The 25,932-nt window shown below is 47.4% G+C and carries 19 protein-coding genes; 18 read left to right on the forward strand and 1 reads right to left on the reverse strand.

The window, feature by feature from the left end:
• Positions 1–25 precede the first annotated feature (25 nt).
• A complete protein-coding gene (locus C3V36_05925) occupies positions 26–565 on the reverse strand; it encodes a Cro/Cl family transcriptional regulator (GenBank protein ID AVM68814.1) in 540 nt (179 codons plus the stop codon).
• A gap of 422 nt (positions 566–987) precedes the next feature.
• On the opposite strand from C3V36_05925, the gene C3V36_05930 reads away from it, so the two are divergent.
• The 18 genes from C3V36_05930 (at position 988) to nrdG (ending at position 25,876) form a co-directional block, all read left to right on the forward strand.
• Positions 988–1,941 carry a D-2-hydroxyacid dehydrogenase gene (locus C3V36_05930; GenBank protein AVM68815.1) on the forward strand — a complete coding sequence of 318 codons (954 nt, stop codon included), beginning with the start codon at positions 988–990 and terminating at the stop codon, positions 1,939–1,941.
• On the forward strand, positions 1,913–2,230 hold the full coding sequence (locus C3V36_05935; GenBank protein ID AVM68816.1) for a hypothetical protein: 318 nt from the start codon (positions 1,913–1,915) through the stop codon (positions 2,228–2,230). Before C3V36_05930 ends, C3V36_05935 begins: the two co-directional genes overlap by 29 nt.
• Before the next feature lie 374 nt (positions 2,231–2,604).
• A complete protein-coding gene (locus C3V36_05940) occupies positions 2,605–5,154 on the forward strand; it encodes a hypothetical protein (protein AVM68817.1) in 2,550 nt (849 codons plus the stop codon).
• A gap of 400 nt (positions 5,155–5,554) precedes the next feature.
• Positions 5,555–5,872, forward strand: a complete 318-nt coding sequence (trxA, locus tag C3V36_05945) for a thioredoxin (protein ID AVM68818.1) — start codon at positions 5,555–5,557, stop codon at positions 5,870–5,872.
• 347 nt (positions 5,873–6,219) lie between these two features.
• A complete protein-coding gene (locus C3V36_05950; GenBank protein AVM68819.1) occupies positions 6,220–7,290 on the forward strand; it encodes a hypothetical protein in 1,071 nt (356 codons plus the stop codon).
• A 152-nt stretch (positions 7,291–7,442) separates the two neighbouring features.
• On the forward strand, positions 7,443–10,979 hold the full coding sequence (locus tag C3V36_05955) for a hypothetical protein (GenBank protein ID AVM68820.1): 3,537 nt from the start codon (positions 7,443–7,445) through the stop codon (positions 10,977–10,979).
• 129 nt (positions 10,980–11,108) lie between these two features.
• The gene (locus tag C3V36_05960) at positions 11,109–11,528 is read left to right on the forward strand and encodes a 30S ribosomal protein S12 (GenBank protein AVM68821.1); all 420 of its coding nucleotides are present in this window, start codon (positions 11,109–11,111) and stop codon (positions 11,526–11,528) included.
• A 302-nt stretch (positions 11,529–11,830) separates the two neighbouring features.
• Positions 11,831–12,325, forward strand: a complete 495-nt coding sequence (locus C3V36_05965; protein ID AVM70456.1) for a 30S ribosomal protein S7 — start codon at positions 11,831–11,833, stop codon at positions 12,323–12,325.
• A gap of 50 nt (positions 12,326–12,375) precedes the next feature.
• Positions 12,376–14,463 carry an elongation factor G gene (gene fusA, locus C3V36_05970; GenBank protein AVM68822.1) on the forward strand — a complete coding sequence of 696 codons (2,088 nt, stop codon included), beginning with the start codon at positions 12,376–12,378 and terminating at the stop codon, positions 14,461–14,463.
• A gap of 142 nt (positions 14,464–14,605) precedes the next feature.
• A complete protein-coding gene (tuf, locus tag C3V36_05975; GenBank protein ID AVM68823.1) occupies positions 14,606–15,802 on the forward strand; it encodes an elongation factor Tu in 1,197 nt (398 codons plus the stop codon).
• A 300-nt stretch (positions 15,803–16,102) separates the two neighbouring features.
• The gene (locus C3V36_05980) at positions 16,103–16,393 is read left to right on the forward strand and encodes a hypothetical protein (protein ID AVM68824.1); all 291 of its coding nucleotides are present in this window, start codon (positions 16,103–16,105) and stop codon (positions 16,391–16,393) included.
• A 247-nt stretch (positions 16,394–16,640) separates the two neighbouring features.
• A complete protein-coding gene (locus C3V36_05985) occupies positions 16,641–17,861 on the forward strand; it encodes a hypothetical protein (protein ID AVM68825.1) in 1,221 nt (406 codons plus the stop codon).
• Between the two features lie 138 nt (positions 17,862–17,999).
• Positions 18,000–19,046: a hypothetical protein gene (locus C3V36_05990; GenBank protein ID AVM68826.1), complete on the forward strand. Its 1,047-nt coding sequence runs from the start codon at positions 18,000–18,002 to the stop codon at positions 19,044–19,046.
• A gap of 418 nt (positions 19,047–19,464) precedes the next feature.
• Positions 19,465–20,727 (forward strand): hypothetical protein, encoded by a 1,263-nt coding sequence (locus tag C3V36_05995; GenBank protein AVM68827.1) that lies wholly within the window; start codon positions 19,465–19,467, stop codon positions 20,725–20,727.
• A gap of 427 nt (positions 20,728–21,154) precedes the next feature.
• Positions 21,155–21,715, forward strand: a complete 561-nt coding sequence (locus C3V36_06000) for an RNA polymerase subunit sigma-70 (protein AVM68828.1) — start codon at positions 21,155–21,157, stop codon at positions 21,713–21,715.
• Positions 21,712–22,902, forward strand: a complete 1,191-nt coding sequence (locus C3V36_06005) for a hypothetical protein (GenBank protein AVM68829.1) — start codon at positions 21,712–21,714, stop codon at positions 22,900–22,902. Before C3V36_06000 ends, C3V36_06005 begins: the two co-directional genes overlap by 4 nt.
• Before the next feature lie 294 nt (positions 22,903–23,196).
• Positions 23,197–25,347 carry an anaerobic ribonucleoside-triphosphate reductase gene (nrdD, locus tag C3V36_06010; GenBank protein ID AVM68830.1) on the forward strand — a complete coding sequence of 717 codons (2,151 nt, stop codon included), beginning with the start codon at positions 23,197–23,199 and terminating at the stop codon, positions 25,345–25,347.
• A 37-nt stretch (positions 25,348–25,384) separates the two neighbouring features.
• Positions 25,385–25,876: an anaerobic ribonucleoside-triphosphate reductase activating protein gene (gene nrdG / locus C3V36_06015; protein ID AVM68831.1), complete on the forward strand. Its 492-nt coding sequence runs from the start codon at positions 25,385–25,387 to the stop codon at positions 25,874–25,876.
• Positions 25,877–25,932 lie beyond the last annotated feature (56 nt).

Here is a 25,932-nt window from a genome sequence, read left to right on the forward strand (position 1 = left end):
CACCGTTTTTTGGTGAAACGCCGCTTTAAAAGCAGGGCGGGGTTGATATCAAAAGTAAAGTGGCCGGTTTGGCAGAGCGATTATGGAGGCTGTGATAGCCGTTGGCCGGGTAATAAAAGCTGTTGCCCTTTTTAATCCGGTAAACCTGTTTATTCAGATTCAGCTGAATGCTGCCGGATAAAACATAACCGAAGATTTCGCCGTCGGTCGGCGCAAACTCCAAGAACTGTCCGCCGGCTTCCAGGGACAGCAAAATCGGCTCCATTTGATTTTTCTGGGCGTTGGGAACAATCCAACTGACCTGATAGCCCAGCTCCTTATCGGTTTTTAAGAAAAAGTCCTCTTTGCAAAAAAGAACTTTTTCTTCTTTTTTTTCGCTGAAAAACTCGGCCAAATTGGTGCCGAGGCTTTCTAAGATATCGTTTAAGCTATCCAGTGAGGGCGAAGTCAAATCCCGTTCCAGCTGCGAGATAAAGCCCTTGGATAATTCGCAGCGGTCGGCCAGTTCTTCCTGCGTTAAATTATTTTTCAGCCGCAGCTGCTTAATACTTTCTCCAATCTGCATAAGAAATACCGCCTTTCCGGTTGCTGAATTTAAGGGTCAGGATCCGTGACACAGGATGGTTTCGGCTGATGCCTTCGCAGATTTCCTGTATCGTCATATATTAAACTTAAAATACAGCTTTGCTAAACACGGAAGATATTATACATAGGATTCATAAAAAAGTCAAGAGCTTTGTCAGGAATTTTACCTTTACACTTTGGCGAATTTTACCTGGGGGCAGTTATTCGGGGCAGTTATTCCCAGCCTCGGGTAAATCCGAAGTTGTAAATCAAGAAAAGTATGATATACTGGTAAAAATATTTGGATTTTAGAAAAACATAGCTGATTTGAGGTATTAAAAACATCTGCCGCAGGGGAGAGATGGGAAAAACGATTGTTAAGTTTAACCGTTTGCCGGAATTGATTCAGGAGGTCAAAAGAGAATGAAAACAATTTTAATCACAACGGAGTTTACCAAGGAAGAAAAAAACAAGGCAGCGGAAATTGCTGCCGGTCATCACTTGATTTATAAGGGCAGTACCGGGTTTTCGCCGGAGGAGATAGAACAGGCGGACGCGGTGCTGGGCAATTTTCCGCCCCGGGATTTGGCGGCGGCTCGGAATCTGGAATGGCTGCAGCTGCAAATGGCCGGAACCGACAGCTATTTAAAACCGGGGATTTTACCGGAAAAGGTCGTGCTGACCAATGTCACCGGCGCTTTCGGTGAATCGATTGCTGAGTATGTGCTGGGAGCGGTTCTGCTTTTAAAAAATCACTTTCATACCTATATCCGGCGGCAAAGCCAAAAAAGCTGGGCTAAGATTCCGGTCACGAACTTAAAGGGCAGCACTGTCCTGCTCCTGGGACTGGGTGATATCGGCCGGGAAACGGCCAAGCGGATGAAGGCAATGGGAGCATATGTCATTGCCGTTAAAAGGCGGCCAAGTGAGCGGCCGGATTATGTGGACGAGCTTTATTATGAAGCGGAGCTTGACCGGGTCATTCCCCGGGCGGATGTGTTTGTGCTGACGATTCCAATGTACGCCGAAGTGCGGCATATTATCAGCCAGAGGCGAATTGCGCTAATGAAGCCGTCGGCACTGCTGGTGAATATTGCCCGGGGCGGTCTGATTGACCAGGACGCCCTGATTGCGGCTTTGCAGCAGGGAAAAATTGCCGGTGCGGCGCTGGACGTATTTGAACAGGAGCCGCTGCCGGAGGACAGCCCTTTGTGGGAACTGGAAAATATTCTTTTAACACCGCATAACGCCGGCGGCTTCAGCTCGCCGATGGCCAGAGAAAAAATCGGTCAGATTATGCTGGATAATTTGGAGCGCTATTTAACCGGTCAGCCGCTGAAAAACGTGATTGATAAAAAAACCGGCTATTGCTTGTAATAAGCATTTGCCGTTCAGGCAGGACACTCATAATTTGCTGAAAGCGAATTATGAGTGCGGGTATCCTGTCCCGCCCGAAGCATCGCGTTTCAGTTCGGGTGAGCAGCTTTTCCGGCCGAAATATTGCGTGTTTCTGCCCAAACGGCATCCTACCCCGGTTGAAGTGCTGTGTGTTTTAGTTCGGCGGCAACTTTTCCGCTCGAAGCGCCGTGCGCTTCAATCAGGCGGGCAGCTTGCCCCAATGGGCGACTTGCCTAAAAAACTTTTTGGCGGGCATGGGGAAGATTAAAAAAATTAGAATAGGATTAAAAGCGTGCCGATGGTGTTCTAATTTGATAAATAAATATATATAAAGCATTTAATGCATATAAAACATGTAAAAAATCAGAAAAATCGGTTGGTTTTTCTCCGAAAATATGATATGGTACTGGCATTGAATTTGTCCGGGAGATCCGGCAAAACAGAGGTTATGATCTCAATTTTCCGTAACCTTTGTTTTTTTGCGGATAAATCAGCGAAAGATAGTGCGGAAAGGAAATTAACTTCAGCGGCAAGGCGCAACCCCTTTTTCTTTCGGCGGCGGGCAAACGGGAAATCAAAAACGGCTTAATAAACTGCATTTTTACTATTTCAGTTAAGCCAATCATCAAAAAGGAGATAACAATGAAACGAAAATTAACAGCACTATTATTGACAATGTGTCTGCTGCTTACTGCTTTTCCAATACCGGCGGCAGCAGCGGAAAGGATTACGATTCGCATTCAAGGCGATGAGCATGTTAAGGGCTTCCAAGTCGGCAGTGAGCTGAAACAGGAGCTTGTGCTTGAGGCAGATAAGGGAAAAAATTTAGAGGAGATTATCAATGATAATCCCGGAGAACCGGTTTTTAACACGGGCTATGAGGCGGAAAACTTCTATACCTCAGGTGGTGAAGTAATTGCTTATGAGCGGATGGCTGCCTATATTCCGGCCGACGGGGAAACCTTTCTCGTTAAGGGAAAATGGAAAGAAATGACAAATATCCAGATGATAGCGGCGGGCAGCAGCAGAGTGTACAAAGGCGGACAAGGGCTTATTTCAATTGCTGTTTACGATAAAGAAGATAAGCCGAATACCATACCGGCCAGTGAATATACATGGTCTTTGGAGGGGGCAGTGCAGCCCGGTACCAAAATTGAACCGGATGGGGCTTATGGTTTACTGACGGTTGATTCGGCGGAAACGGCAGCGTCACTTACGATTAAAGCGGTTTTTCGGCATCAGGCAGGTGTTGAGGGGGAATATACGGTAAGTGTTATCGATATGCCGACGTATTCCGGCTTGGAGATTGAAAGCCGGATCCCCGGAGACTGGGAACCGGGTAAAGTCTATGGTTTGATAATAAAAGGCAAAAAAACGCTAACAGAGACAGATAATCTTTCGCCGGCGTATTTTAATTTTGCCCTGACCGGCAATACTTCGCCGAATACCAAAATTGATCCCAGAGAGGGGTATGTCACAGTAGCGGCGGACGAACTGTCCACTTCGCTGACGGTTACAGTTGCTCATAAGACAAATACGGCTTTGCAACAAAGTAAGACCTTTACTGTTACTGTGCCGGATTATAATTTGGCAATTAAACCGGAAAATCCGAAAGTGAAAAGAGGCGAGAGTGCTCAGTTTTCGGCGTATGCATCTTATACAGATGGCAGCAGGGAAGTAGAAGTCAAAGCGCCGTATCTTGTTTGGCGGATGGCGACTTCGACAGATTCTTCAACTATTACGCCGGAAGGGCTGTTTACTTATGCTCAGAATCAGGAGGGTAATCAAGTAAACGTAGTAGCAGAATTTAAAGGGAAAGCAGCTTATGTTACAGTGAAAGAGCAGATTCTTGAGAGCATAGAGATTACGGAGATTCATTCGCTTTCATCGGTAACTCCGGGAGGAGAGATGCAGTTTAAAGCCAAAGGCAAAGATAATTTTGACGAAGACATCGTTTTCGCACCAGGCGAGATTAAGTTTGAACTGGTAGCGGGCGGTACAGTGGCACCGGCTCTGGAGAAAACCTCGACCAATACCCGTCTTGATGAGAGGACCGGCAAATTAATTGTCGGCAGGGATGAATTTAAAGATAAGCTGACGGTGAAAGTAAGCCATGCGGCTACCGGAAAGTCTGTTCAAATGCCTATTAATGTTAATCGCGGTCCTTATACTCTGAAGTTGAAGCCCCAAAATGCAACGGTGGCCAAAGGAGAAAGCAAACAGTTTACAGCGTATGTGGTTGAGGGTTCTACGGAAGTGGCTTTAAAGCCAACTGACCTGACATGGAAAGCATTCGTAGATTCAGCAGAAGCCACCCAGTCGGCAATTACCGTAAACGGTGTCTTTACCTATGGAGCAGCAGAAACGGCTACAGAAGTAGCGATTAAGGCGACTTTAAAATATGATTCGACTAAAATGGCTAATGCAGTGGTCAAGCTAGGGGCGAGCAGCAATCCCCCGCTTAACGGCTATGACAATGGCAATAGCAGTAACAATGGCAATAACAATAGTAATAACAATAACAATAGCAGTAACAATAGCAGCAGCAACACCGGCGGACCGGCTGCACCTGCACCGCAGCAGCCGAAGAAGGCGGAAGATAATAAACCGAAACCGCAAGACAAGAAGACGGATAAGACCAATGAAATTATCGGGCGTTTTCAGGATATCGCCGGACACTGGGCGCAAAAAGCAATTGTAAAAGCCATAGAAAAAGGTATCTTTAAGGGTGTAGCCGAAAACAGCTTTGCGCCGGATCGGCAAATGAGCCGGGCAGAGTTTATCACCGTACTGGGCCGGATGAGTGAGCAGGCGGCAGTCTTGCGGGAAATTCCGTTTAGCGATGTGAACACAAATGCTTACTATGCACAGCATGTGGCATGGGGGGCGGCGCTTGGTCTGATGAAAGGTTTTGAGGACGGCACTTTCCGGCCGGAGGCTAAGATTACCAGAGAGCAGGCAGCAGTCATTTTTGCTAATTTCTTAAAGGATAAAAAATTGCCGGAAAGCCCGGTAACTGCCTTTGGCGATGAGGAAAATATCAGCGGCTGGGCGAAAGAAGCCGTCAAGAAAGCGGCCGCGCTGGGGCTGTTAAAGGGCAAGGACGGCGGCCGGTTTGCGCCGAAAGATGTGCTCACCCGCGCAGAAATGGCGCAGATTTTAGATAATCTGAGTAATATGCTGGAGAAATAAAAAAAGCAGGCAAGCAAGAAACTTGCTGTAAGAAAGGTCAAAGAGCGTGGCATAAAAGCTGCGCTTTTTGTTTTTTGCTGGGAAGAGTATAACAATTCAGGTAAGCCGCTTGCGAAAACCATAGAGATTTTATTAACGAAAATCCATCCGGCGCGGGTCTTGACTATTGCTTTGAAATTCCTTATAATAAATTCAACTTTCAACCGGGCGGATCCCCGTCCCGACAGAAATGAGCAGTATTCGAGCGGGCAGGTCATGTGCCCGGATAAAAGTGCATAGCGCTTTCGTCAGGGCAGGATGCGTGCGTGGCGTTTCGGCCAAGGGAAAGTTGAGTAACAAAGAAATAAAAGACAATACAGCAACAGAAACAACGCGGTGCGAACAGATGGAGGAATAAGATATGGCATTACAATTTACAGATGCGAATTTTGAACAGGAAGTATTAAAATCAGAAGTGCCGGTATTGGTCGATTTTTACGCGGATTGGTGCGGCCCCTGCAAGATGATGAGCCCGGTGATCAGTGAACTGGCGACCGAGTACGAGGGCAGAGCCAAGGTTGGCAAACTGAATGTAGATGATAACAGCGAAACAGCAAGGGCTTACCGGGTTATGAGCATTCCGACGATGATTGTTTTTGTCGGCGGCAAAGCAGTTGACAGCATTATGGGTGCGGTACCGAAGCAGAAGTTAGTGGAAAAGTTAGATGCGGTGCTCTAAGGCACATCGAAGTAAAATAAGAAACAAAACCGGCATTTTCGGGTCGTTCTGAAAATCGTCGGTTTTTGTGCTGAAATAAAAAAGGGGCAATCTTATCCCGGTCAAAACGCTATCCGTTTCTGCCGGGGTGTGGTCTGCTCGGAGTGAAATGCTTTGCATTTCTGTCCGGCGGGCGGCCTTGATTGAAAGTTACGCTTTCTGTTCGGCCAGATTATATGCACATGCACAGGAATCAACCGGTCAAGCGGTGCCGGAACCCGCGGAAAAACAGGGCGGTGCGTTAAGTTCTGAAACCGGATTTTCGGCGGCGGAGTGAAAAATAAAGAATTCGGTAATGGGAGGAAGTTATGAAAACAATAGGATATTATGTTTCGGATACGGGTTTTGGCCATATTACCAGATCGCTGGCTTTGATTGAGCGGATTTTGGAGGAAAGTGATTATCAGGTTTATCTGGTCAGCGGCAGAACGCAGATTGAATACGCGAAAATATATTTAATTCCCTATGAAGACCGGGTGATTTATCAAATCACCGAAACAGAAGCCAAAACGGTTTATTTTGAAAATACTTTAACTACCGATATCAAAACCACCGAAAAAAATGTAGAAAAGTTTATTCGTAAGCTGCCTGAGCTCCTGGAAAAGGAACTGGAAACGCTGAAAGACATTGCGCTGGACTGCGTGATTACCGACCTTTCCCTGCTCGGCATCGAAGTGGCCAAAGCGCTGAATGTGAAAAAAATCGGCCTGTCCAATTATACCTGGTATCACCGTTACCGCAAAAAAGGGATTAAAGAGGAATTTATCGGTTATTATTTAAAGCTGTATAACGAATTGGATATGTTTTATCAACTGGCGATGGCTGACCGAATGGATGGGCTGACCTGTCCGATTGCGGACGGCGGTCATTTGATGCGGCGGGTTAATTTTTTGGCATCGGTTGACCTGAAAAAAATGTATTGGCCGGCGATGTATCTTTCGATTGGCCAGATTGCCCGCAAAAAAGATATGATTATCAACTTTCAGTCCGGTCATGTCTTTGCTGCCGGAGCATTGACCGCTACCGGTGATGCACATGTCATCAATCTGCCCAATAAGATCAGTCATAGTCAGGACTATCTGATGGCCAGTTCTCTGGCGCTGATTAAGCCGGGCTGGGCGACGGTGATGGAATGCCTGATTTTGGGAAAGCCTTTTGGCATTATCGTATCGGAGGACACCGAGGACGAGGAGCTGATTGAGAAACTGCGGGCGCTGGATTGTTGTTTTTCGCTGCATGAGGACGCGCTGGATTATTTGGATGTGAAAAAATTAAATGTCAAGGCGGTTCATACCAAGCGGGTCAAAGTGTCGGATGATACGGCGGCAACCGCCAAGAAGATCCTGAAGTTTATTAAAAGCGACAAAGTCTCGAAATAATAAGCGGGCAAAGAACCGGCGGGGAATTAGGCAAATGTGGTATTTCCTGTGCGGGCGCACAACTTGTCTAAGAAAAAGGAATTGAACGGTGGAAGAAAGCGGAGCGAATCATAAACCGATATTGTTTTACCGAGAAAGGCGGACGGAGGGAAATGCTTGAATTCATTTTAGGCAAGCCATATTCGGATAAAAGTAAATATATGCAGAAGCAGGCGCTGAAAGCGGCGGCCGCCGATCCGTTTGCGCCGGTCTGGTATTTTGTGCCGGAACAGTATACTTTGCAGATGCAGCGCCAGCTTTTGGCGCAAAATGATAAGAAAGGACTTCTAAATTTAGAAGTCCTTAGTTTTAACCGTTTGGTTTATCGCCTGCAAAACGAGCTGCCGGCGGCCGGAAAGCTCGCCCTCAAGGGGAGCGGCCGGACGGCTTTGATTTATCGCCTGTTGGAAGAAGGCAAAGACCGCTTTCCGCTGCTGGCCGCCAAGCGAAAGAGCCATGCTTTTATCCAAAACTTGGCAAAACAGGCGACCGAGTGCTATCAGTATCAAATGTCCCCGGAAAAGCTGCGGCAGACAGCGGGCCAAATATCGGGTGAACTGCTGCGGGATAAGACGGCGGAACTGGCGGAATTTTTGGCGGCTTATCGGGCGGCTTTAAAAAAAGAATATTTTGCGGTAGAAGCTGCCCTGGAGGAGGTTTGCAGTTTGCTGCGGCGCCTGCCTTTATCCGGGACAGAGATTTTTGTGGATGGCTTTTACGGCTTTGTGCCGATTCAGCTGGAGATTTTATCTATTTTAAAGGAAAGAGCCAAGGCGGTGCATATTGCTTTTCCCTATGCATGGAAAGATAAGGCAAGTTTAAACTTAAATGATTTGCGCTATCCGGCGGAGCTTTATTTTGATGTCAAAAATGCAGTTAGTAAGCTGCGTTTGACGCCGGCAGAGGAAAAGATTACGCTGATTGCAGAAACGGCGCCGGGTATTGCGCCGGAGTTTTTAAAGATAGAGGCGGAGCTGTTTCAAAGCCCGGGGCTGCCTGCCGGCGAGGAATGCGGGCATATTCATTTGGCGGAAGCGGGCACGATGGAAGAAGAACTGCGCTATGTGGCCGAGCAGATTCTTTTTTATGTATACGAACGGGGATATCGGTTTCGGGATATTGCCGTTTTAGCCGGCAATTTGGAGGATTATGCCGAGAAAGCGGAACGGATTTTCCGGGAATACCGGCTGAGTTTTTTTCTGGATAAAAAGGAAACCATTCGCCGCCATCCGGTTATGACCTTTATTGAATCGGCGCTGCAAACGGTGCGGACGGATTTTCGTTATGAAGAATTGATGCAGCATTTGAAAAATACTTATAGTTACCTGCCGAATTTGGAACCGGAGCAAAGCGAAGCCTTGGAGGCGGAAATCAGCCGGCTGGATATTTATGCTGCCGAGCATGGCTTGCGGGGCAGTGCCGCCTATGGCCGGTTAGAGGGGCTGTCGCCGGAATTAAGTGAGATTTTGGCGGATTTAACCGAGCTATCCCAGGGACTGAAGCGGGAAAAAGACTTTGCCGGAAAATTGGCTGTTTTTCAAAATTATCTGGAAAAGCGCCGGGTATTTACTGCACTGGAGATGCAGGCCGAAGCGCTGGCACTGCGGGCCGATTGGGTCAAGGCCTCGCAGTACCGGCAGGCCGGGGAAAAATTACAGGAATATTTTGCGGAACTATTGCGCTTTATGGCGCTGCCGCTAAATGTAAGTACTGATGCGCAAATGGAAGCGGGAAGTGAGGAGCGGCCATTATTGCGCGCGGAGGGCAGAGAGTGGTCATCACCTGAAACGGGCAGCGCCAAACGGCTATCGCCGGCAAGGGAAAAAGCGGAGCGGTCATCATTGGGAGCGGAAAAAGTAGAGCGACCATCACCGAAAGCGGGGAGCAGTATGGATTCAGCCTTGCTTTCAACCGATGATTTTGCGGCACTTCTCTTAGCCGGAATGAGCGAGTTAGAGTATGCGGCAGCTCCGCCGGTGCCGGATCAGATTGTAGTCGGGAGTTTAGAGCATACCCGTCTGCCGCAGACCAAGATTGTTTTTGCGGTTGGTCTGACGGAAAGCAGCGTACCCAGCATTCAGCCGGATAACGGCTTTTTCTCCGACTGGGAGCGGCAGATGCTGAAAAAGACCGGGGCGGGTGCAGGACTGGCGGAAGACCGCCGCACCAGTATCTTTAAAGCGCAGCTGACCATTTTTATGAGCCTTTTAAGTGCGACCGAGCATTTGTACCTGAGTTATGCTGCTGCCGCTGGAAACGGCCGAAGCGAGCGGCCGGCTGATTTATACTATCAAATCAGCCGGATGTTTGCCCATAATGCGGTGAAGAACTTAAGCCAATGGTGGCAGGCTCATGAACAGGTGACTTATCCGGAACCGACCCTGGTCAGTTTTATAAAGCAATGCCATGACGGCGGGAGAAATCCCAATTTTTCAGCAGTTTATCAGAGTTTAAAAGCATCTTCACTGGGAGAGGCGGTTGGACGTTTAACCCGGCCGGTTTATCGGCCGGCGGAACAGATTGCTCCGGCGCTGGCCGCTCGACTTTATTCCGGTCGGCGGCGGATGAGCATATCGCGGCTGGAAAGCTATAACGCTTGTCCGTTCCGGCATTTTCTCAGCTATGGCGTGAAAGTCAGAGAAATTGTGCCGTATCAGGCGGAGCGGGTTGATATGGGGATTTTCCTGCATAAGGTGCTGGAAGCCTTTTTCCGGCTGAGCCGTAAGCAGAAAAAACAAGTTTTTGAATTGACCGCCGAGGAATATGATCAAATTTTAAGCGCGGCAGCGGCCGAAGCGCTGCAAAGTGACCGGCGCAATATTTTCGGCGGCAGCGCCCGGAACGGCTTTTTGGCCGAGCGCCTGACGGAGCTGGCTGACCGGGCGGTTAAGACCGTGCAGAAGCAAATGCAGCGAGGTGAGTTGAGTTTTTATCAGGAAGAAATTCATTTCCGGCCGGAGGACTGGGCGGCTCTTCGCTTTTTTACCGAGGACGGCGCAGAGTTTTTCCTGGAGGGCGTGATTGACCGGATGGATATCAGTCGGGAGGGCAATGTTGTTTATTTTTCGGTCTTAGACTATAAAACCAGCGAGCATGATCTGGACTATACTGCAATTTATTATGGTTTGCAGCTTCAGCTTTTGCTTTATTTGGAGGCGGGGCGGGAATATCTGCAAACCCGGCAGGAGCTGGCGGCGGTGCCGGTGGGAGCGGCGTATTTTCATTTAAAAGATCCGCTGTTTGTGCAAACTGAAATTGCCGGCCGGCCGGCTGAGGAAGATTTTTTAAAAGCTATGCGGCTTCGGGGCGTTTTTGCGGCGGAAAGTCTGACGCGACTTGACCGTGGGGCGGCCGAGGGGCAGCCGGTGGTGATGAATGTCCGGCTGAAAAAGGACGGCAGCCCTTATGCGGGCAATATGGTCTTAGCGGCGGACGAATTGGAGCAGCTGCAAACCTTTGCCCACCGGCAGGCGGAAACTGCGGCCGGCCGTATTTGGCAGGGGGACGCGGCGATTCGGCCGTATTATTATAAGAAAGAAACGCCCTGCACCTATTGCCGCTATGCCGGAATCTGCAAGTTTGACCGGCAGGAGCGGCCGTATCGGTATTTAAGTTCCAAAGGGAAAGAGGATGTGGTAGGGAATTTTTAAAAAATCCCCCCTTGCCAATTGACGTAAAGTATGATACAATACTTTACGTCTGTTTTTTAGGCTTCTTTTTTTGTGGCCGAAAAATAAGAATTTAGCAGCACTAATGAATCAATATTGGAGGTGAAAGGAATGCCAACATTTAACCAGTTAGTCAGAAGCGGAAGAAAATCCGCCGAGAAAAAGTCAACGGCTCCGGCGCTGCAAAGAGGATACAACTCTTTGACCAAAAAAGCGACCAAACAGTCCGCTCCGCAAAAGAGAGGCGTTTGCACTGCCGTTAAGACCGCTACTCCGAAAAAGCCGAACTCGGCACTCAGAAAGATTGCCAGAATTCGTCTGACCAACGCAATGGAAGTTACCGGCTATATCCCGGGCGAAGGTCATAATCTGCAGGAGCACAGCGTTGTTTTAATCCGCGGCGGTCGTGTCAAGGATCTGCCCGGTACCCGTTACCACATCATTCGCGGTACTTTGGATACCGCCGGGGTAGCAAAACGGAAACAGGCCCGTTCCAAGTACGGCGCCAAGAGACCGCAAGCCGGCAACTAATTTTCCGGCAAAAGTAACAAATCAGACAGGAATCAGAAATAAGAACTCCATAATTAGTGCTGGGATAATAGATATTATCGTTGCACGAACAGAGGAAAACTGAGTACCGATGAGTTAATAACTCAATTTCCCATGTTCGTCAGAACAGTCTTTTTTAGGCTCGTTGCTTCCAGAAAGGCTACGCCTTTCGGCGGCGGGCGGGAACGATAGGCAAATTGCGAAGCAAATTGCCGAAAGTGGAGTCCATGCACCCGCTCTTTGAGCGGGATAGAGTCAAAAAAGACTATGGGAAAATTGAGTCAATGATTATTAAGGAGGGAAGTAACGTGCCACGTAAAGGACATATTGCAAAAAGAGATGTTTTGCCGGATCCGATTTATGGTGAAAAAATCGTAACCAAGCTGATTAATAATATCATGCTGGACGGAAAAAGAGGAACGGCGCAGAAAATCGTATACGGAGCCTTTGAAAAGGTTTCGGAAAAAATGGGGAAAGAAGCAGTTGACGTCTTCCATGACGCATTAAATAACATTATGCCGGTCTTGGAAGTAAAGGCTCGCCGTGTTGGCGGTGCTACTTATCAGGTGCCGATGGAAGTTCGGCCGGACAGACGGCAGGCTTTGGCGCTGCGCTGGCTGACCCTGTATTCGCGCAAGCGCGGTGAAAAGACAATGGTTGATCGTTTAGCGGCTGAGCTGATGGACGCTGCCAATAATACCGGCGCATCGGTTAAGAAAAAAGAAGAAATGCACAAAATGGCCGAAGCCAATAAGGCATTTGCTCATTATCGCTGGTAAGCGACGGCAACTGATTAATTTTGTAAAAGAAACCAAAGGGAGGAAAAACTTTGGAAAAAAGACAATACCCATTAGAGCGCACAAGAAATATTGGAATCATGGCGCATATCGACGCGGGTAAAACGACCTTAACGGAAAGAATTTTGTTTTATACCGGTCGGACACATAAATTAGGCGAAACGCATGAGGGCGCTGCTCAGATGGACTGGATGGAGCAGGAGCAGGAAAGAGGCATCACCATTACTTCGGCGGCGACTACTTGTGCATGGAAAGATAACCGGATCAATATTATTGACACCCCCGGTCACGTTGACTTTACCGTGGAGGTAGAGCGGTCCTTACGCGTGCTGGACAGCGCGGTTGGCGTATTCTGCGCCAAGGGCGGCGTTGAGCCGCAGTCGGAAACGGTTTGGCGGCAGGCCGACAAGTATAACGTACCGAGAATGGCCTTTGTTAATAAGATGGACCGTTCCGGCGCTGACTTTTTAAATGTAGTCGGCATGATGAAAGATCGGCTGGGAGCAAACGCTGTGCCGATTCAGCTGCCGATCGGTAAAGAAGAAGACTTTGCCGGCATCGTTGATTTGATTGGGATGAGAGCCTATTATTACAACGATGATTTGGGCAATGATATTGCGGAAAAGGACATTCCCGCGGATATGCTGGATGAGGCTGAGCTTTATCGGGCGGAAATGGTAGAAAAAATCGCTGAAACCGACGACGCTTTGATGGACAAATACTTAAACGAAGAAGAAATCAGTGTAGACGAATTAAAAGCGGCACTGCGCCAGGCGGTAATTGGTGTTAAGATTATTCCGGTGCTGTGCGGTTCGGCTTATAAGAATAAGGGAATTCAAAAGCTGCTGGATGCGGTGGTGGCATATATGCCTGCCCCGATTGATATTCCGGCGATTACCGGCGTAAAACCCGGTACGGAGGAAGTGGTAGAGCGCCATTCTTCCGATACAGAGCCCTTCTCGGCGCTGGCGTTTAAGATTATGACTGACCCGTTTGTCGGAAAATTAGCTTTCTTCCGGGTATATTCGGGTACGGCCAATGCCGGCTCTTATGTTTATAACTCGACCAAGGGCAAAGACGAAAGATTGGGCCGTATTTTGCAGATGCACGCCAATAAGCGGGAAGAAATCGATAAGGTTTTCTCCGGCGATATTGCAGCGGCTGTCGGCTTTAAGCTGACCACCACGGGCGATACGATTTGTGATAAGCAAAATCCGGTTATCTTAGAATCCATGGTATTTCCGGAGCCGGTTATTTCGGTTGCAATCGAGCCGAAAACCAAGGCCGGTCAGGAAAAAATGGGTCTGGCACTGGCGAAACTGGCGGAAGAAGATCCGACATTTAAGACCTTTACCAATGCTGAAACAGGACAAACCATTATTTCCGGTATGGGCGAACTGCACTTGGAGATTATTGTTGACCGTCTGCTTCGTGAGTTCAAGGTCGAAGCCAATGTCGGCGCACCGCAGGTTGCCTATAAGGAAACTATTACCAAGGATGTTGATGTCGAAGGTAAGTTTGTTCGCCAGTCCGGCGGACGTGGTCAATACGGTCACTGTAAAGTGCGTTTTGCCCCGATGGACGTCAATGGCGAAAAAGAATACGAGTTTATCAACTCGGTTGTCGGCGGTGCGATTCCGAAGGAATATATTCAGCCGGTGGACAATGGTATCCGCGAAGCAATGCAGTCTGGTATCTTAGCCGGTTATCCGGTTGTCGGTATTCAGGCGGACTGCTACGATGGTTCCTACCATGAAGTTGACTCCTCGGAAATGGCCTTTAAGATTGCCGGTTCCATGGCTTTAAAAGAAGCAATGCGCAAGGGTAATGCAATTTTACTGGAACCGATTATGAAGGTTGACGTCAGTGTACCGGAGGAATATATGGGCGACGTCATCGGCGATATTAACTCGCGCCGCGGTCGGATCGAAGGTATGGATGCAGTAGCCGGAGCTCAGAATGTTCACGGTTTTGTACCGCTTTCGGAAATGTTCGGTTATGCAACTGACCTGCGCTCCAAGACGCAGGGACGCGGTACCTACTCGATGGAGTTCCATCATTATGAGCAGTTGCCGAAGAGCATTCAGGAAAAGATTTTGGCAGGTAAGAACGCAGAATAAATCAGCGTTTTGAATGATTTTGAGACCGGGATTTATAAAAAAGGCTGAATTCCTGTAAAAAATCAAGAAAAGGCTTGCAAAAAAACGGAATATAAAATATAATTTGAAATGATAGACAGCAACAACAAGGAGGATTATTGAAATGGGAAAAGCGAAATTTGACAGAGGTAATAAACCTCACGTTAACATTGGAACGATTGGACACGTTGACCACGGCAAGACCACTTTGACCGCAGCCATTACCAAGACTTTGCACGACAGACTGGGAACTGGTGAAGTTACTGATTTTGATAAGATCGATAAGGCACCGGAAGAAAAAGAGCGTGGTATTACCATCAACTCTTCGCACGTTGAGTACGAGAGCAACAATCGTCACTATGCACACGTTGACTGCCCCGGTCACGCCGACTATGTTAAGAACATGATTACCGGTGCCGCACAGATGGACGGCTCGATCTTGGTCGTAGCTGCTACCGACGGTGTTATGGCGCAGACCAGAGAGCATATCTTATTGTCGCGTCAGGTTGGTGTACCGTACATTGTTGTATTCATGAACAAGTGCGATGCAGTTGAAGATGAAGAACTGCTTGACTTGGTTGAAATGGAAGTTAGAGACTTGCTGTCCGAATACGGTTTCCCGGGCGATGATACCCCGATTATCCGTGGTTCGGCACTTAAGGCTTTGGAAGACCCGAACAGCGAATGGGGCGACAAGGTTTTGGAATTGATTGAACAGTGCGATCAGTACATTCCGGAGCCGGTTCGTGATACCGATAAGCCGTTCTTGATGCCGGTCGAGGATGTATTCTCCATCACTGGCCGTGGTACCGTTGCTACCGGTAAGGTAGAAAGAGGTACCCTGCATGTTCAGGACGAAGTTGAAATCGTTGGCTTGATGGATAAGCCGAGAAAGGTCGTTGTTACCGGTATTGAAATGTTCCGTAAGCTTCTGGACGAAGGCCGGGCTGGTGATAACATCGGCGTGCTTCTGCGTGGCGTACAAAGAACTGAAATCGAAAGAGGACAGGTTTTGGCAAAGCCGGGCAGCATTACCCCGCACAGCAAGTTCAAGGCTCAGGTTTACGTATTGAAGAAGGAAGAGGGTGGCCGTCATACGCCGTTCTTCTCCAACTACCGTCCGCAGTTCTATTTCACCACCACCGATATCACCGGCGTAATCAATTTGCCGGAAGGTGTTGAAATGTGCATGCCTGGCGATAACGTTGAAATGACGATTGAACTGATTGGACCGATCGCTATGGAAAAAGGCCAGAAGTTCGCTATCCGCGAAGGCGGCAGAACCGTAGGATCAGGCTCGGTATCCGAGATCATCAAATAGCGCGAAAAAAGCGTGAGTGCGATAAAAGCCAAAAAAGAAAATCCTATGTATATGGTTATATGCGTATGGTTTTCTTTTTTTGTGCTTTATTTTGCCGAAACTATTTTTTGATGTCTTTCGTGGTGTAGACAGAAAAGAAAAATAGCTATATATTCTGAAAATATTAAAAAATAACAAATATTCCCATACAAAAATTATTAGGAATAATATCTTTTGATAAAATTATTGACGAGCGAATAATGAAATGATAAAATGAATAAAAAATAATAACATTTCTAATAATAGACAGGAACAAATCCAATGAGTGCAGATACATTAAAAGGGAAGGTGATATTTACAATTGATAATAAGCATGGTGTTTTGGCATGTGGCAGATCAGATAAAGGAGATTCACAATTGCCGGGTTATCCAAATTATTATGTTGGCCATTGGCTGGCAATTGATGGATACCGTGATTATGGGAATATAATTTATATTGTTGATCCAGCGAAATCAGATGTAATATCGTGGTCTAAAAACATAAGTGCGTATTACTCGGTATCAGCAAAGAAATTAGCGAAATTTTGCGAAACCAGAGGAATTGTATATTGAAATTATGATAGAATGAATAGTAAAAAATGAGAGCTTAATAACTCGACTTTCCCTTGACGAAAGGTTTTGCTTTTCTGTTTGAGAGAATAACAGTTAAGGGATAATGTATGTTCTTGCATAAAAGCGTAGTTATTTTGAGAGAGAAAATTTTTAACAAACAGGGGAAAGTTGAGTTATTGTAAGCAGAGATTTTAACAAATACGTATTGTTTCAATGAAAATGATAAACATAAACTAAGGAGCGGAGTATGAAGCATAAACTATACTATCTGGCATGTATTTTGCTTTTCTTACTGGCAGCCTGTACCGCTAAAGAATATAAACCGGAAAAAGAACCGGGAAAGGAGAAACCAGTCAAAGAAGAACAAACTAAAGAAGAACAGGCCAAAGAGGAGCAAGCCAAAGAAGGCAAGACCGAGGAAGAAAAAAATGGGATGACAAGAGAAAATGTCGATTTGGACTATCATCTGCAAAAGCCGGTTATTTCTGCCCAAGAGGTTTTGACCTATCAGAAAATAGAGCTGCCCTCAAAAATAAATAATAAAAAAATGGCAGTTTTGGGGTTCTATGATGATGATCATTTTTTGCTGTCGCTGGAGAATATCACCGCTTTGGAAGAAACCGAATATGGCCTGCTGGATGTGAAGAGTCAAAGTTATCAGCCGCTGCTGTCGCCGCCGGGTAAGGGTAAGATGCTCGCTGGAATTGTGGCGCACAGCGAGGATTATATCGTCTATGTGGAGTACCATGGAAAAAGTGAATTTGACAGAACCAGTGAGGAAGAGGAGCTGCTGATGATTTTTTTAAAGGCCTATGACAAAAAGCAAAAGCAAATTGTGCCGATTCATGCTTACAGCGAGTTTTATCCGTATAGCGAGCTGCATTTTAAAAATAAAACTATCCTGATGGGGGATAAACTGTATTTTGATGATTTTAATGAAGCCGGTATGGACGCGGATTTATATTGCTATGATTTGACGAAGAAAAAAGTGGAAACCATGAAAAGCGGCTATCAAAATCCAGGGCTTTATCAGGGCGAGCCGGTTGCGATTGGCAGGAGCGGCGCGGAGTATGATACGATTTACCGGTTATCCGGCGAGAAAGTAGTGTCCCTGCCGGAAAATATCATTGAATTAAGCGTGGGCGAGCGGGGGATTTTTGCACTAAACAACAAAAACACCGATGAGGTTTTGCGGGTTACGACTTTCAGCATAAATGATTTGCTTTCTGGTGAGGAATTGCTGGAAACGATGGGCTCAATCAGTCAGCCGGATAGCAATCAGTATTATCTGTGTTGGCAAAATTATACCGACCAGCCGCCGATGTTGTACAACTTGGAAAAGGGTTGTTTTTTAGCCTTTGACGATTTGCCGAAAGGAATTTTTGGGTTTGAACTGCGAGGCAGCGGCGGCCTGCTGATTTGCTATGCAGAAGAAGGGACGACGTATTATCGCTTTGACCGGAAATGAGGGTTGCTTGTATTCGTTAGAGTAAACAGGAGCAGTTATGAAAAGTTTTATAAAAAACCATCGAACGTTGACCATAGGCTTAGGGATTGTTGCTTTACTCCTGGCCGTTTATTGGGGGGCATTTCATTATGTCCCCCCATGCGGCCGGGCGAAAAAAAGATAGGCATCGTTACTTCGGATCTTGATTCGTATAAAAGCAGCCTGATAATTTACAATCAAGACCTGAAAAGGCAAAGACAAAAATCCTTGAAGTCATTTGGGCATGCCGGCTTAGGTTTTAACTGTTACCGGCAGCCAATCAGTGACGGGCATTTTTTCTTAGAAGCCAATGGCATTTTTGGATTGTATTCGATTGAGGACTTTATCTCGATTGATATGGAAAAGGAAACGGCAGCGGCATACCCGGTTTCTACGAAAATGGGTCTTTTAGGAGTGGCGGCCAATCAAGACTACGCCTATAGCCTTACCAATGTAAACGCCGAGTCGGTTATAGCGCAGCATAGCCGCCGGGATAAGCAAGAAACGTACATAGCGAGATTTAAAGTTTATATCGAATTATTAGCGGCTTCGGAACGTTATGTTTTCGCGGGGGCGACGGACTCGTTTCAGGATGAAAAATATTGCCACATTCATGTGCTTGACGCGAAATCGCTGCAGCTCCTTCGGATTATCGACCTGACTGAGTATGGCTTGATTTATGGCAATAACTATCTGCTGACGGCAGACAGTCTTTATATTCCGCTGGTTGCTAAGCGGCGAGAAGATGAGGAAATGCCGTTTGATAATAATAAAGTGGTTAAAATATCCTTGGCAGATTTTTCTTACTCGGTGATTGAACTGGCCTGCCGAATGCCGGGGCAAATGGAAAAACGAAAAGACTCGTTGTTTGTGCTGCACGAATACGAAGAGGAAGGCTCCGGCCCGAATCATCTGACAGTGTATAATGAAACGACCGGCAAGCAGACGATTTATATACTGGGTGATGTTTATTGGCTGGACTTTGCCATTTCCGGCGATGAGCTGTATCTGCTGGGGATTGATGAAGCGGCGGGCGGATATTTCTGCTTTCACCGCTACGCCATAACCGACGACGCGAAGCTGACCTTGGAAAAGAAGCAGATTGTGCCAATCTATGGCTATGTCGCCGGCATGTATGTTTATGAAAAGGAAGAAGCGGCGGAGTAGCTATGCTGTCCAGCTTTGAAAAAGACTGCTCTAGTTTTATAGAATATGGGAAAGCGGAGTAACTTATTGATTTTGATTAGAATGGGGGGGGATTATCAGATGGAAAAAATTATAAATACCCAAAAATCATTAAAAAGAATCAAGCTTACAACCTTTTCCTTGCTGGTCATATCCTCTTTCTTTCTGATGTTTGATCACACCAGAGCGATTGGGGCTATTGTTATGGCTGTGTCATTAGTTGCCGAATGGAGATGGTATCGCTGCCCGAACTGCCATAAATCTTTAGACCCAAGAATTAACGTTGATAAAAATAGGTATTGTCCGCACTGCGGTAAGGAAATATAAAGCTATACCACAGAATACTTGCGGCACTTGTGTCTAAAAATAAACGAAACCGTCAAACGGAAAGGAGAAACTGATGAAAAAGAAAAATAGTTTTTTAATAGTCATAGTTATTGCCTTATTCCTGACGGCGGTCAACACTTCGTGCCGGAACCCGGCCAAAGTGGAAGAACTGACCTTTGGCCGGACGATGGCCGCCAGCCTACATTATACCTTGCTCGTCAAGCCGGACGCGAGCCTGTGGGTGCTGGGCTATTTTCCTGATAGCTGGCCGCAGCCGGGGGCGCAGCTGACGAAAATGGATGAAAATGTCAAAGCCGTTTACGCGGCGAAGCATTATGCTTTTGTTCTCAAGCAGGACGATAGTTTATGGTACTGGGAAACGTTAACTAAAGAGGTGCCGAAAGACCAGCCGAATTCGGAGTTTTGGGAGAAGACTAGCCAGAAAAAACCCAAAAAATTAATGGAGAACGTGGCGAAGGCGGAAGGAAACTTCGCGCTGACCTTAGACGGCGATGTTTATTGGCTGGGCGAAGCGGCTTTTCCCGGAGCGATTGAAAATATTGATTTGCCGCCGCGCAAGGTGTTCGCGGGCGCTAAGGATATTGCCGCCAGTCAGGGATTTGGCCTGTTTTTAAAGGCAGACGGCAGCGTTTGGGGAATGGGGCGCAACGATCATGGCCAATTAGCCACCGGCACCAAGAATGACGATTATGAGCGGGTTAGTGTAGAAGGCGGAGAGTTCGATATTGTCGCTCAACCGATTAAGATCATGGATGGCGTTATCGCGGTGTCGGCCGGTGATAAGACCAGTATGGTGATTAAGGACGACGGCAGCTTATGGGGCTGGGGCGATAATGAATATGGCCAACTGGGCAATGGCCGTTATGGGGACGGCTTGTTTGAGAGTAACGATCAACTGGAATTAAAGCCGGTTAAAATCATGGAGGATGTTATTTTCGTGACCCAAACGTCCGGCGCCGGCACCTCGGCGCATGCGCTGGCGATTAAGACTGACGGCAGTCTGTGGGCATGGGGCGATAATGGTCATGGTCAAATCGGTGATGGCCAAAGGGGAGATGACAGCATTTATAATGTTGACTTGGTGGCGGTGCCAACTAAGGTTTTGGAGGGGGCAGTGGCGGCTGCGGCCGGCTCCTTTTACAGTTTGGCCTTAAAAGCCGACGGCAGTCTATGGAGCTGGGGTGATAATGACTGCGGCCAGCTGGGGGACGGCACGATTGGTGATTTGGAATATTTTACGATTGACCATGTGACGCTTTGGCCCAAGCAGGTGATGACCGGTATTGCCCTGCCGTCGGTCAAAAGCGGAATGTGATTTGTGCTGCCGCTGTAATAAAAGCCAATATGCCTGTTGCGAGCAAAATAAAGCAAAAAAGGCGATTTATTTGCTCTCGAAAAAGACTTCGCTTGTTCGTTTAGTATTGGGAAAGTTGAGTTTATAAGCGAATAAACGGCAGCTGCCGATAGGGCGACTGTTGTTTTTTTATGTAAAAAAGAAATTTTTGTAACCCCATCGCCGCAAACGGTGCTTATTAGGGTGAAGGTCTTTTAATAGGACAAGATGCTAAAAGCATGAAAATCCAGTGTCAAGCCGGCAGTAGGAGGGTTTGTCTTTTTGATGCCCGCACGGATAATTTGGCGATATTTTGATGAGCTTGCCTGAACGATACTGAACAACTAATTAAACGGTATTTTGGCAGATGGAATGATAGTGAATAAGGAAAAGAAAGGAGATAAAAGCCGTGGACGACAGCAGAATCGTGGAACTATATTGGCAGCGGAACGAAGCCGCCATCCGGCAAACCAGCGAAAAATACGGCGGCCGTCTGCGCTCTCTGGCCTATGGCATTGTCAGCGACCGGCAGACCGCTGAAGAATGTGAAAACGACACCTACCTGAAAGCATGGAACGCCATACCGCCGCATCAGCCAAAAAGCTATTTGTACGCCTTTTTAGCTCGAATCACCCGGCACATTGCGTTGAATTGCTGCCGCGACCGCAGCCGGCTGAAGCGGAGCGCTTTTATTTGTGAACTCAGCGCCGAACTGGAGCAATGTATTCCGGCGCCGGATAACGCCGCCTGCCGGATTGATGATCTGGCGCTGGCAAATGCTGTTAACGGCTTTCTCAGCCAGCTGGACGCGGAAAAAAGGAATATTTTTATTCGCCGCTATTGGTATCTGGACTCGGTGGCGGCCATTGCCGGGCGCTTAGCGTTGTCGGAAAGCAAGGTAAAAACCACGCTCTTTCGCTGCCGCCGGCGGCTCAGGGAATATTTGGAAAAGGAGGGTTACCGCTTATGAACGGAAATGAGTTTTTAGATAAAATGGAACTGGTTGATCCGGCCTATGTCGAAGCGGCGGATACCGCGCCGAAAAAGAAAAAGGGCGCTTGGCTCCGGTGGGGTGCGATAGCGGCCTGCCTATGCGCTGCCGCCATTGGCGGGTTTGTCCTTAGCCGGCCGGCCAAGCCGCAGCTGGCGGACGTTACTGGTCTGGAAATGATTACCATTCCCAAACTGCCTGTTGATGGAATGGGCTTCGAGGGGCGTCTGTATTATGATATCGCGGAGCGAAAGGACAGGAATCCGTGGTCGGAAAGCATGAAAATCAGCACTTTGCCGGTATATAGAAACGGCTCTTATGACCCTACCGGCGCCGGTGTTCCCAAAGGTATGAATGAAGCGGAAATGACTGAGAAATTAAATCATATTACTTCCGCTCTTCATTTGACTGTGCTTTCCACAGAAGTAAAAGCAGACGGACATACCATAGAAGATGGGAAAATGGTGCCAAGCTCAGCGCCAACGGAGATTTACGCTCAAACTGACAACGGAACGATTTCAGTTTGGGCGGACGGAAGGGTGGATTATTTTCTGCCGGAGGAAGGACTGGCGCTGCCGGATGAGTATCATTTTACTTATGGAGCGACTACCGAGGCCGAAGCGGAAAAGGTTTTGTCCTATCTGACAGAAACTTATGCTAAACTGCTTAATTTTGCGGAACCCCAATTTGTGTCTGACAAAAGCTATTATTTTTCTGGGGAATTTAGCCGCAGTTATCAGGTTTATGATGCCGCGGGTGATGATATCCAAGATATCCTGAACTATAATTTTAACAGCGTTTATTTCCAGCCAAATAGTCGGGGAAATTTGTATCTTGTTAGTTTGAGCGGCGGTTTATTGACAGCGGAAAAAATCGGGGATTATCCCATTATTTCCCCGGCACAGGCAATGGCTCGGTTGGCCGCCGGCCATTATCAAACAAGTGTGCCTTTTCGCTTTCCCGGTAAAAAATGGATCGGCCAGGCGGAACTTATTTACCGCACCGGCCGGCTGGAAGAAATGCTGCTGCCATATTACCGTTTTCATGTGCTGCTGCCCGATGAGTGTATGGATAACGGCTTAAAGAACTACGGCGCTTATTATGTGCCGGCTATCGCGGAGGAATATATTGCCAATATGCCAATTTATGATGGGCGGTTTGATTAAAGCCCGGCCATGCACGCATGTTTTTTGTTAAAAAAAGAGCAACCCACGGCAGCGGTAGGTTTTCCTTTGTCAAGAGAAACAGCACAAAAAGATTTCCTAAAAAAACGGAGAATTTTTCATCAAATTTTCTCTGATTTTTTTGGGGAAATCCATGGAATTTAACTTGACTTATACAACATATAGTGTTAGTATTATATTCGCTCTCAATATATTGTGGGTTGGTTGAAAGCGAAAAAGGAACACAAAGGAATAGCAATCAATTTTATCTGCCGGGCAGATAGGGGAAGGTGTACCATGGAGCTAAAAGAAGTAAAAGTCAGGAAAAAAGATTCAACCCTGCAGCCGTTTACTGCCGAGAAGATTGTGGCGGCGGTTAAAAAGTCGGCCGACCGGGTTTTGGTTAAGTTTACTGCGGAAGAAGAAAGAGAAATTGTCGGGCTGGTGACGGAAAAGATTCTGCATTTGAATACCAATATTGTACCGATTGAAACCATGCACAACTTTGTCGAATATGCATTGGATAAGGTCAATCCGGCAGTGGCCAAGTCGTACCGGGAATACCGCAACTATAAGATTGACTTTGTCAATATGCTGGATGATGTTTACCGCAAATCACAGAAGGTACGTTATATCGGTGATAAGGAAAACTCCAATACCGATTCGGCGCTGGTGGCGACCAAGCGGAGTCTGATTTATAATCAGCTGAACAAAGAGCTTTATCAGAAGTTTTTCCTGAACAAGGAAGAAAGAAGCGCCATTCGGGCGGGCTATATTTATATTCATGATATGGTCAGCCGTCTGGACACCATGAACTGCTGTTTATTTGATATGAAAGCGGTTCTGACCGGCGGCTTTGAAATGGCCAATATCTGGTATAATGAGCCGAAAACTTTGGATACTGCCTTTGACGTCATCGGCGATATTGTGCTGTCAACGGCCGCACAGCAGTACGGCGGCTTTACCATCGGGGAGCTGGATAAGATTTTGGCGCCTTATGCGGAAAAGAGTTATAAAAAGTATTTGTTTGATTACAGTGATATGATTGTCGGCGAGATGACGCCGGAGCAACGGCAGAGAATTGAAGAAAAGGTATTGGCCAAGGTTCGCCGTGACATGGAACAGGGTTTTCAGGGAATTGAGTACAAGCTCAATACTGTCGGCAGCAGCCGGGGCGATTATCCGTTTATTACGATTACAGCGGGACTGGCAACCGACCGCTGGGGAAAACTGGCGACCGAATGCATGCTGCGTGTGCATATGGGCGGTCAGGGCAAGGCAGGCTTTAAAAAACCGGTGCTTTTCCCGAAAATTGTTTTCCTTTATGATGAAGAACTGCATGGCGAAGGTAAGGAGCTGGAGGATATTTTTGAACTGGCGATTGAGTGTTCCTCCAAAACAATGTATCCCGATTTCCTGAGCCTGACCGGCGAGGGCTATGTAGCGGAGATGTATAAGAAGTATAAGAAGGTGGTCTCGCCGATGGGCTGCCGCGCTTTTTTAAGTCCGTGGTATGAGCGGGGCGGGATGAAACCGGCTGATGAAAATGATGTGCCGATCTTTACCGGTCGCTGGAATGGCGGAGCCATCAGCCTGCATTTGCCGATGATTTATGCCAAGGCGAAGGAAGAAGGAAAGGATTTTTATGAGGTGCTGGATTATTATCTGCAAATGATTCGTACCCTTCATCAAAAAACCTATGAATATTTGGGGAACCTCAGGGCATCGGTCAATCCGCTGGCTTTTTGCGAGGGCGGTTTTTACCAGGGCCGGCTGAAGCACTCCGATAAAATCCGGCCGATTCTGCCGGCGGTGACGTTTTCCTTTGGTATTACCGCACTGAACGAGCTGCAGCAGATCCATAACGGCAAATCGCTGCGTGAGGATGCGGAGTTTGCGCTGGAAGTAATGGAGTATATTAACAAAAAAGCGCAGGAGTTTAAAGAAGAGGATGGAATTCTGTATGCGATTTACGGGACGCCGGCCGAATCGCTGTGCGGTACACAAGTTGAGCAGTTTCGAAGCCTTTATGGGCGGGTCAAAAATGTATCGGATCGGGCGTATGTAACCAACAGCTTTCATCTGCATGTGACCGAGGAAGTTACGCCGATCGAAAAACAGGATTATGAGAAGCGCTTTTGGGATTTGCTTAACGGCGGCAAGATTCAGTATGTCCGCTATAACATTCCTTATAATGTCAAAGCCATTCGGACGCTGGTGCGCCGGGCAATGAAAATGGGCTTTTATGAAGGTATCAATATGGCGCTGTCCTATTGTGACGACTGCGGGCATCAGGAGCTGAATATGGAAGTTTGTCCCAAGTGCCATTCGGAGAATCTGACTAAGATTGACCGGATGAACGGTTATTTGAGTTTTTCACGGGTCAAGGGCGACACTCGGCTCAATCACGCCAAGACGGTGGAGATTTCGGAAAGAGTAACGATGTAAACGAAACGTGTATTCGGAGCTGCGTTAAGGTGAGAAAATGAGATATCATAATATTACCAAAGACGATATGAATAACGGCGAGGGGCTGAGGGTAGTGCTGTGGCTGGCGGGCTGCGTTCATGCCTGCCCCGGCTGCCACAATCCCATTACCTGGGATATTTGCGGCGGTTTGCCCTTTGATGCGAAAGCCAAGGCTGAGTTGTGGGAAGTCCTAGGCCGGGAGTATATCGACGGTATTACGCTGTCTGGCGGAGATCCGCTCCATCCGCAGAACCGGCCGGAGGTGGAGATACTTTTGGCGGAGATTCGACGAGAGTTCCCGGATAAAAGTGTTTGGCTCTATACCGGCTATTTATGGGAGGAAATTAAGGATTTGCCGCTGATGCGGTCAGTGGACGTGGTAGTTGACGGCAGGTTTGAACGGGATAAGTTCAGCCCGGAACGGCCTTGGGTCGGTTCCTCCAATCAGAGAGTGATTGCGGTTGGCCCGAGCCTGGTGCAGGAGCAGGTTATTTTATATGAAGGATAGATGAATAAGGTCGACTAAGGTCGGCTGGCGGGAAGCACCCTTTTGCCGGATAAACC

Source organism: Lachnospiraceae bacterium oral taxon 500, assembly GCA_002999035.1.
Taxonomy (GTDB): Bacteria; Bacillota; Clostridia; order Lachnospirales; family Vallitaleaceae; genus W11650.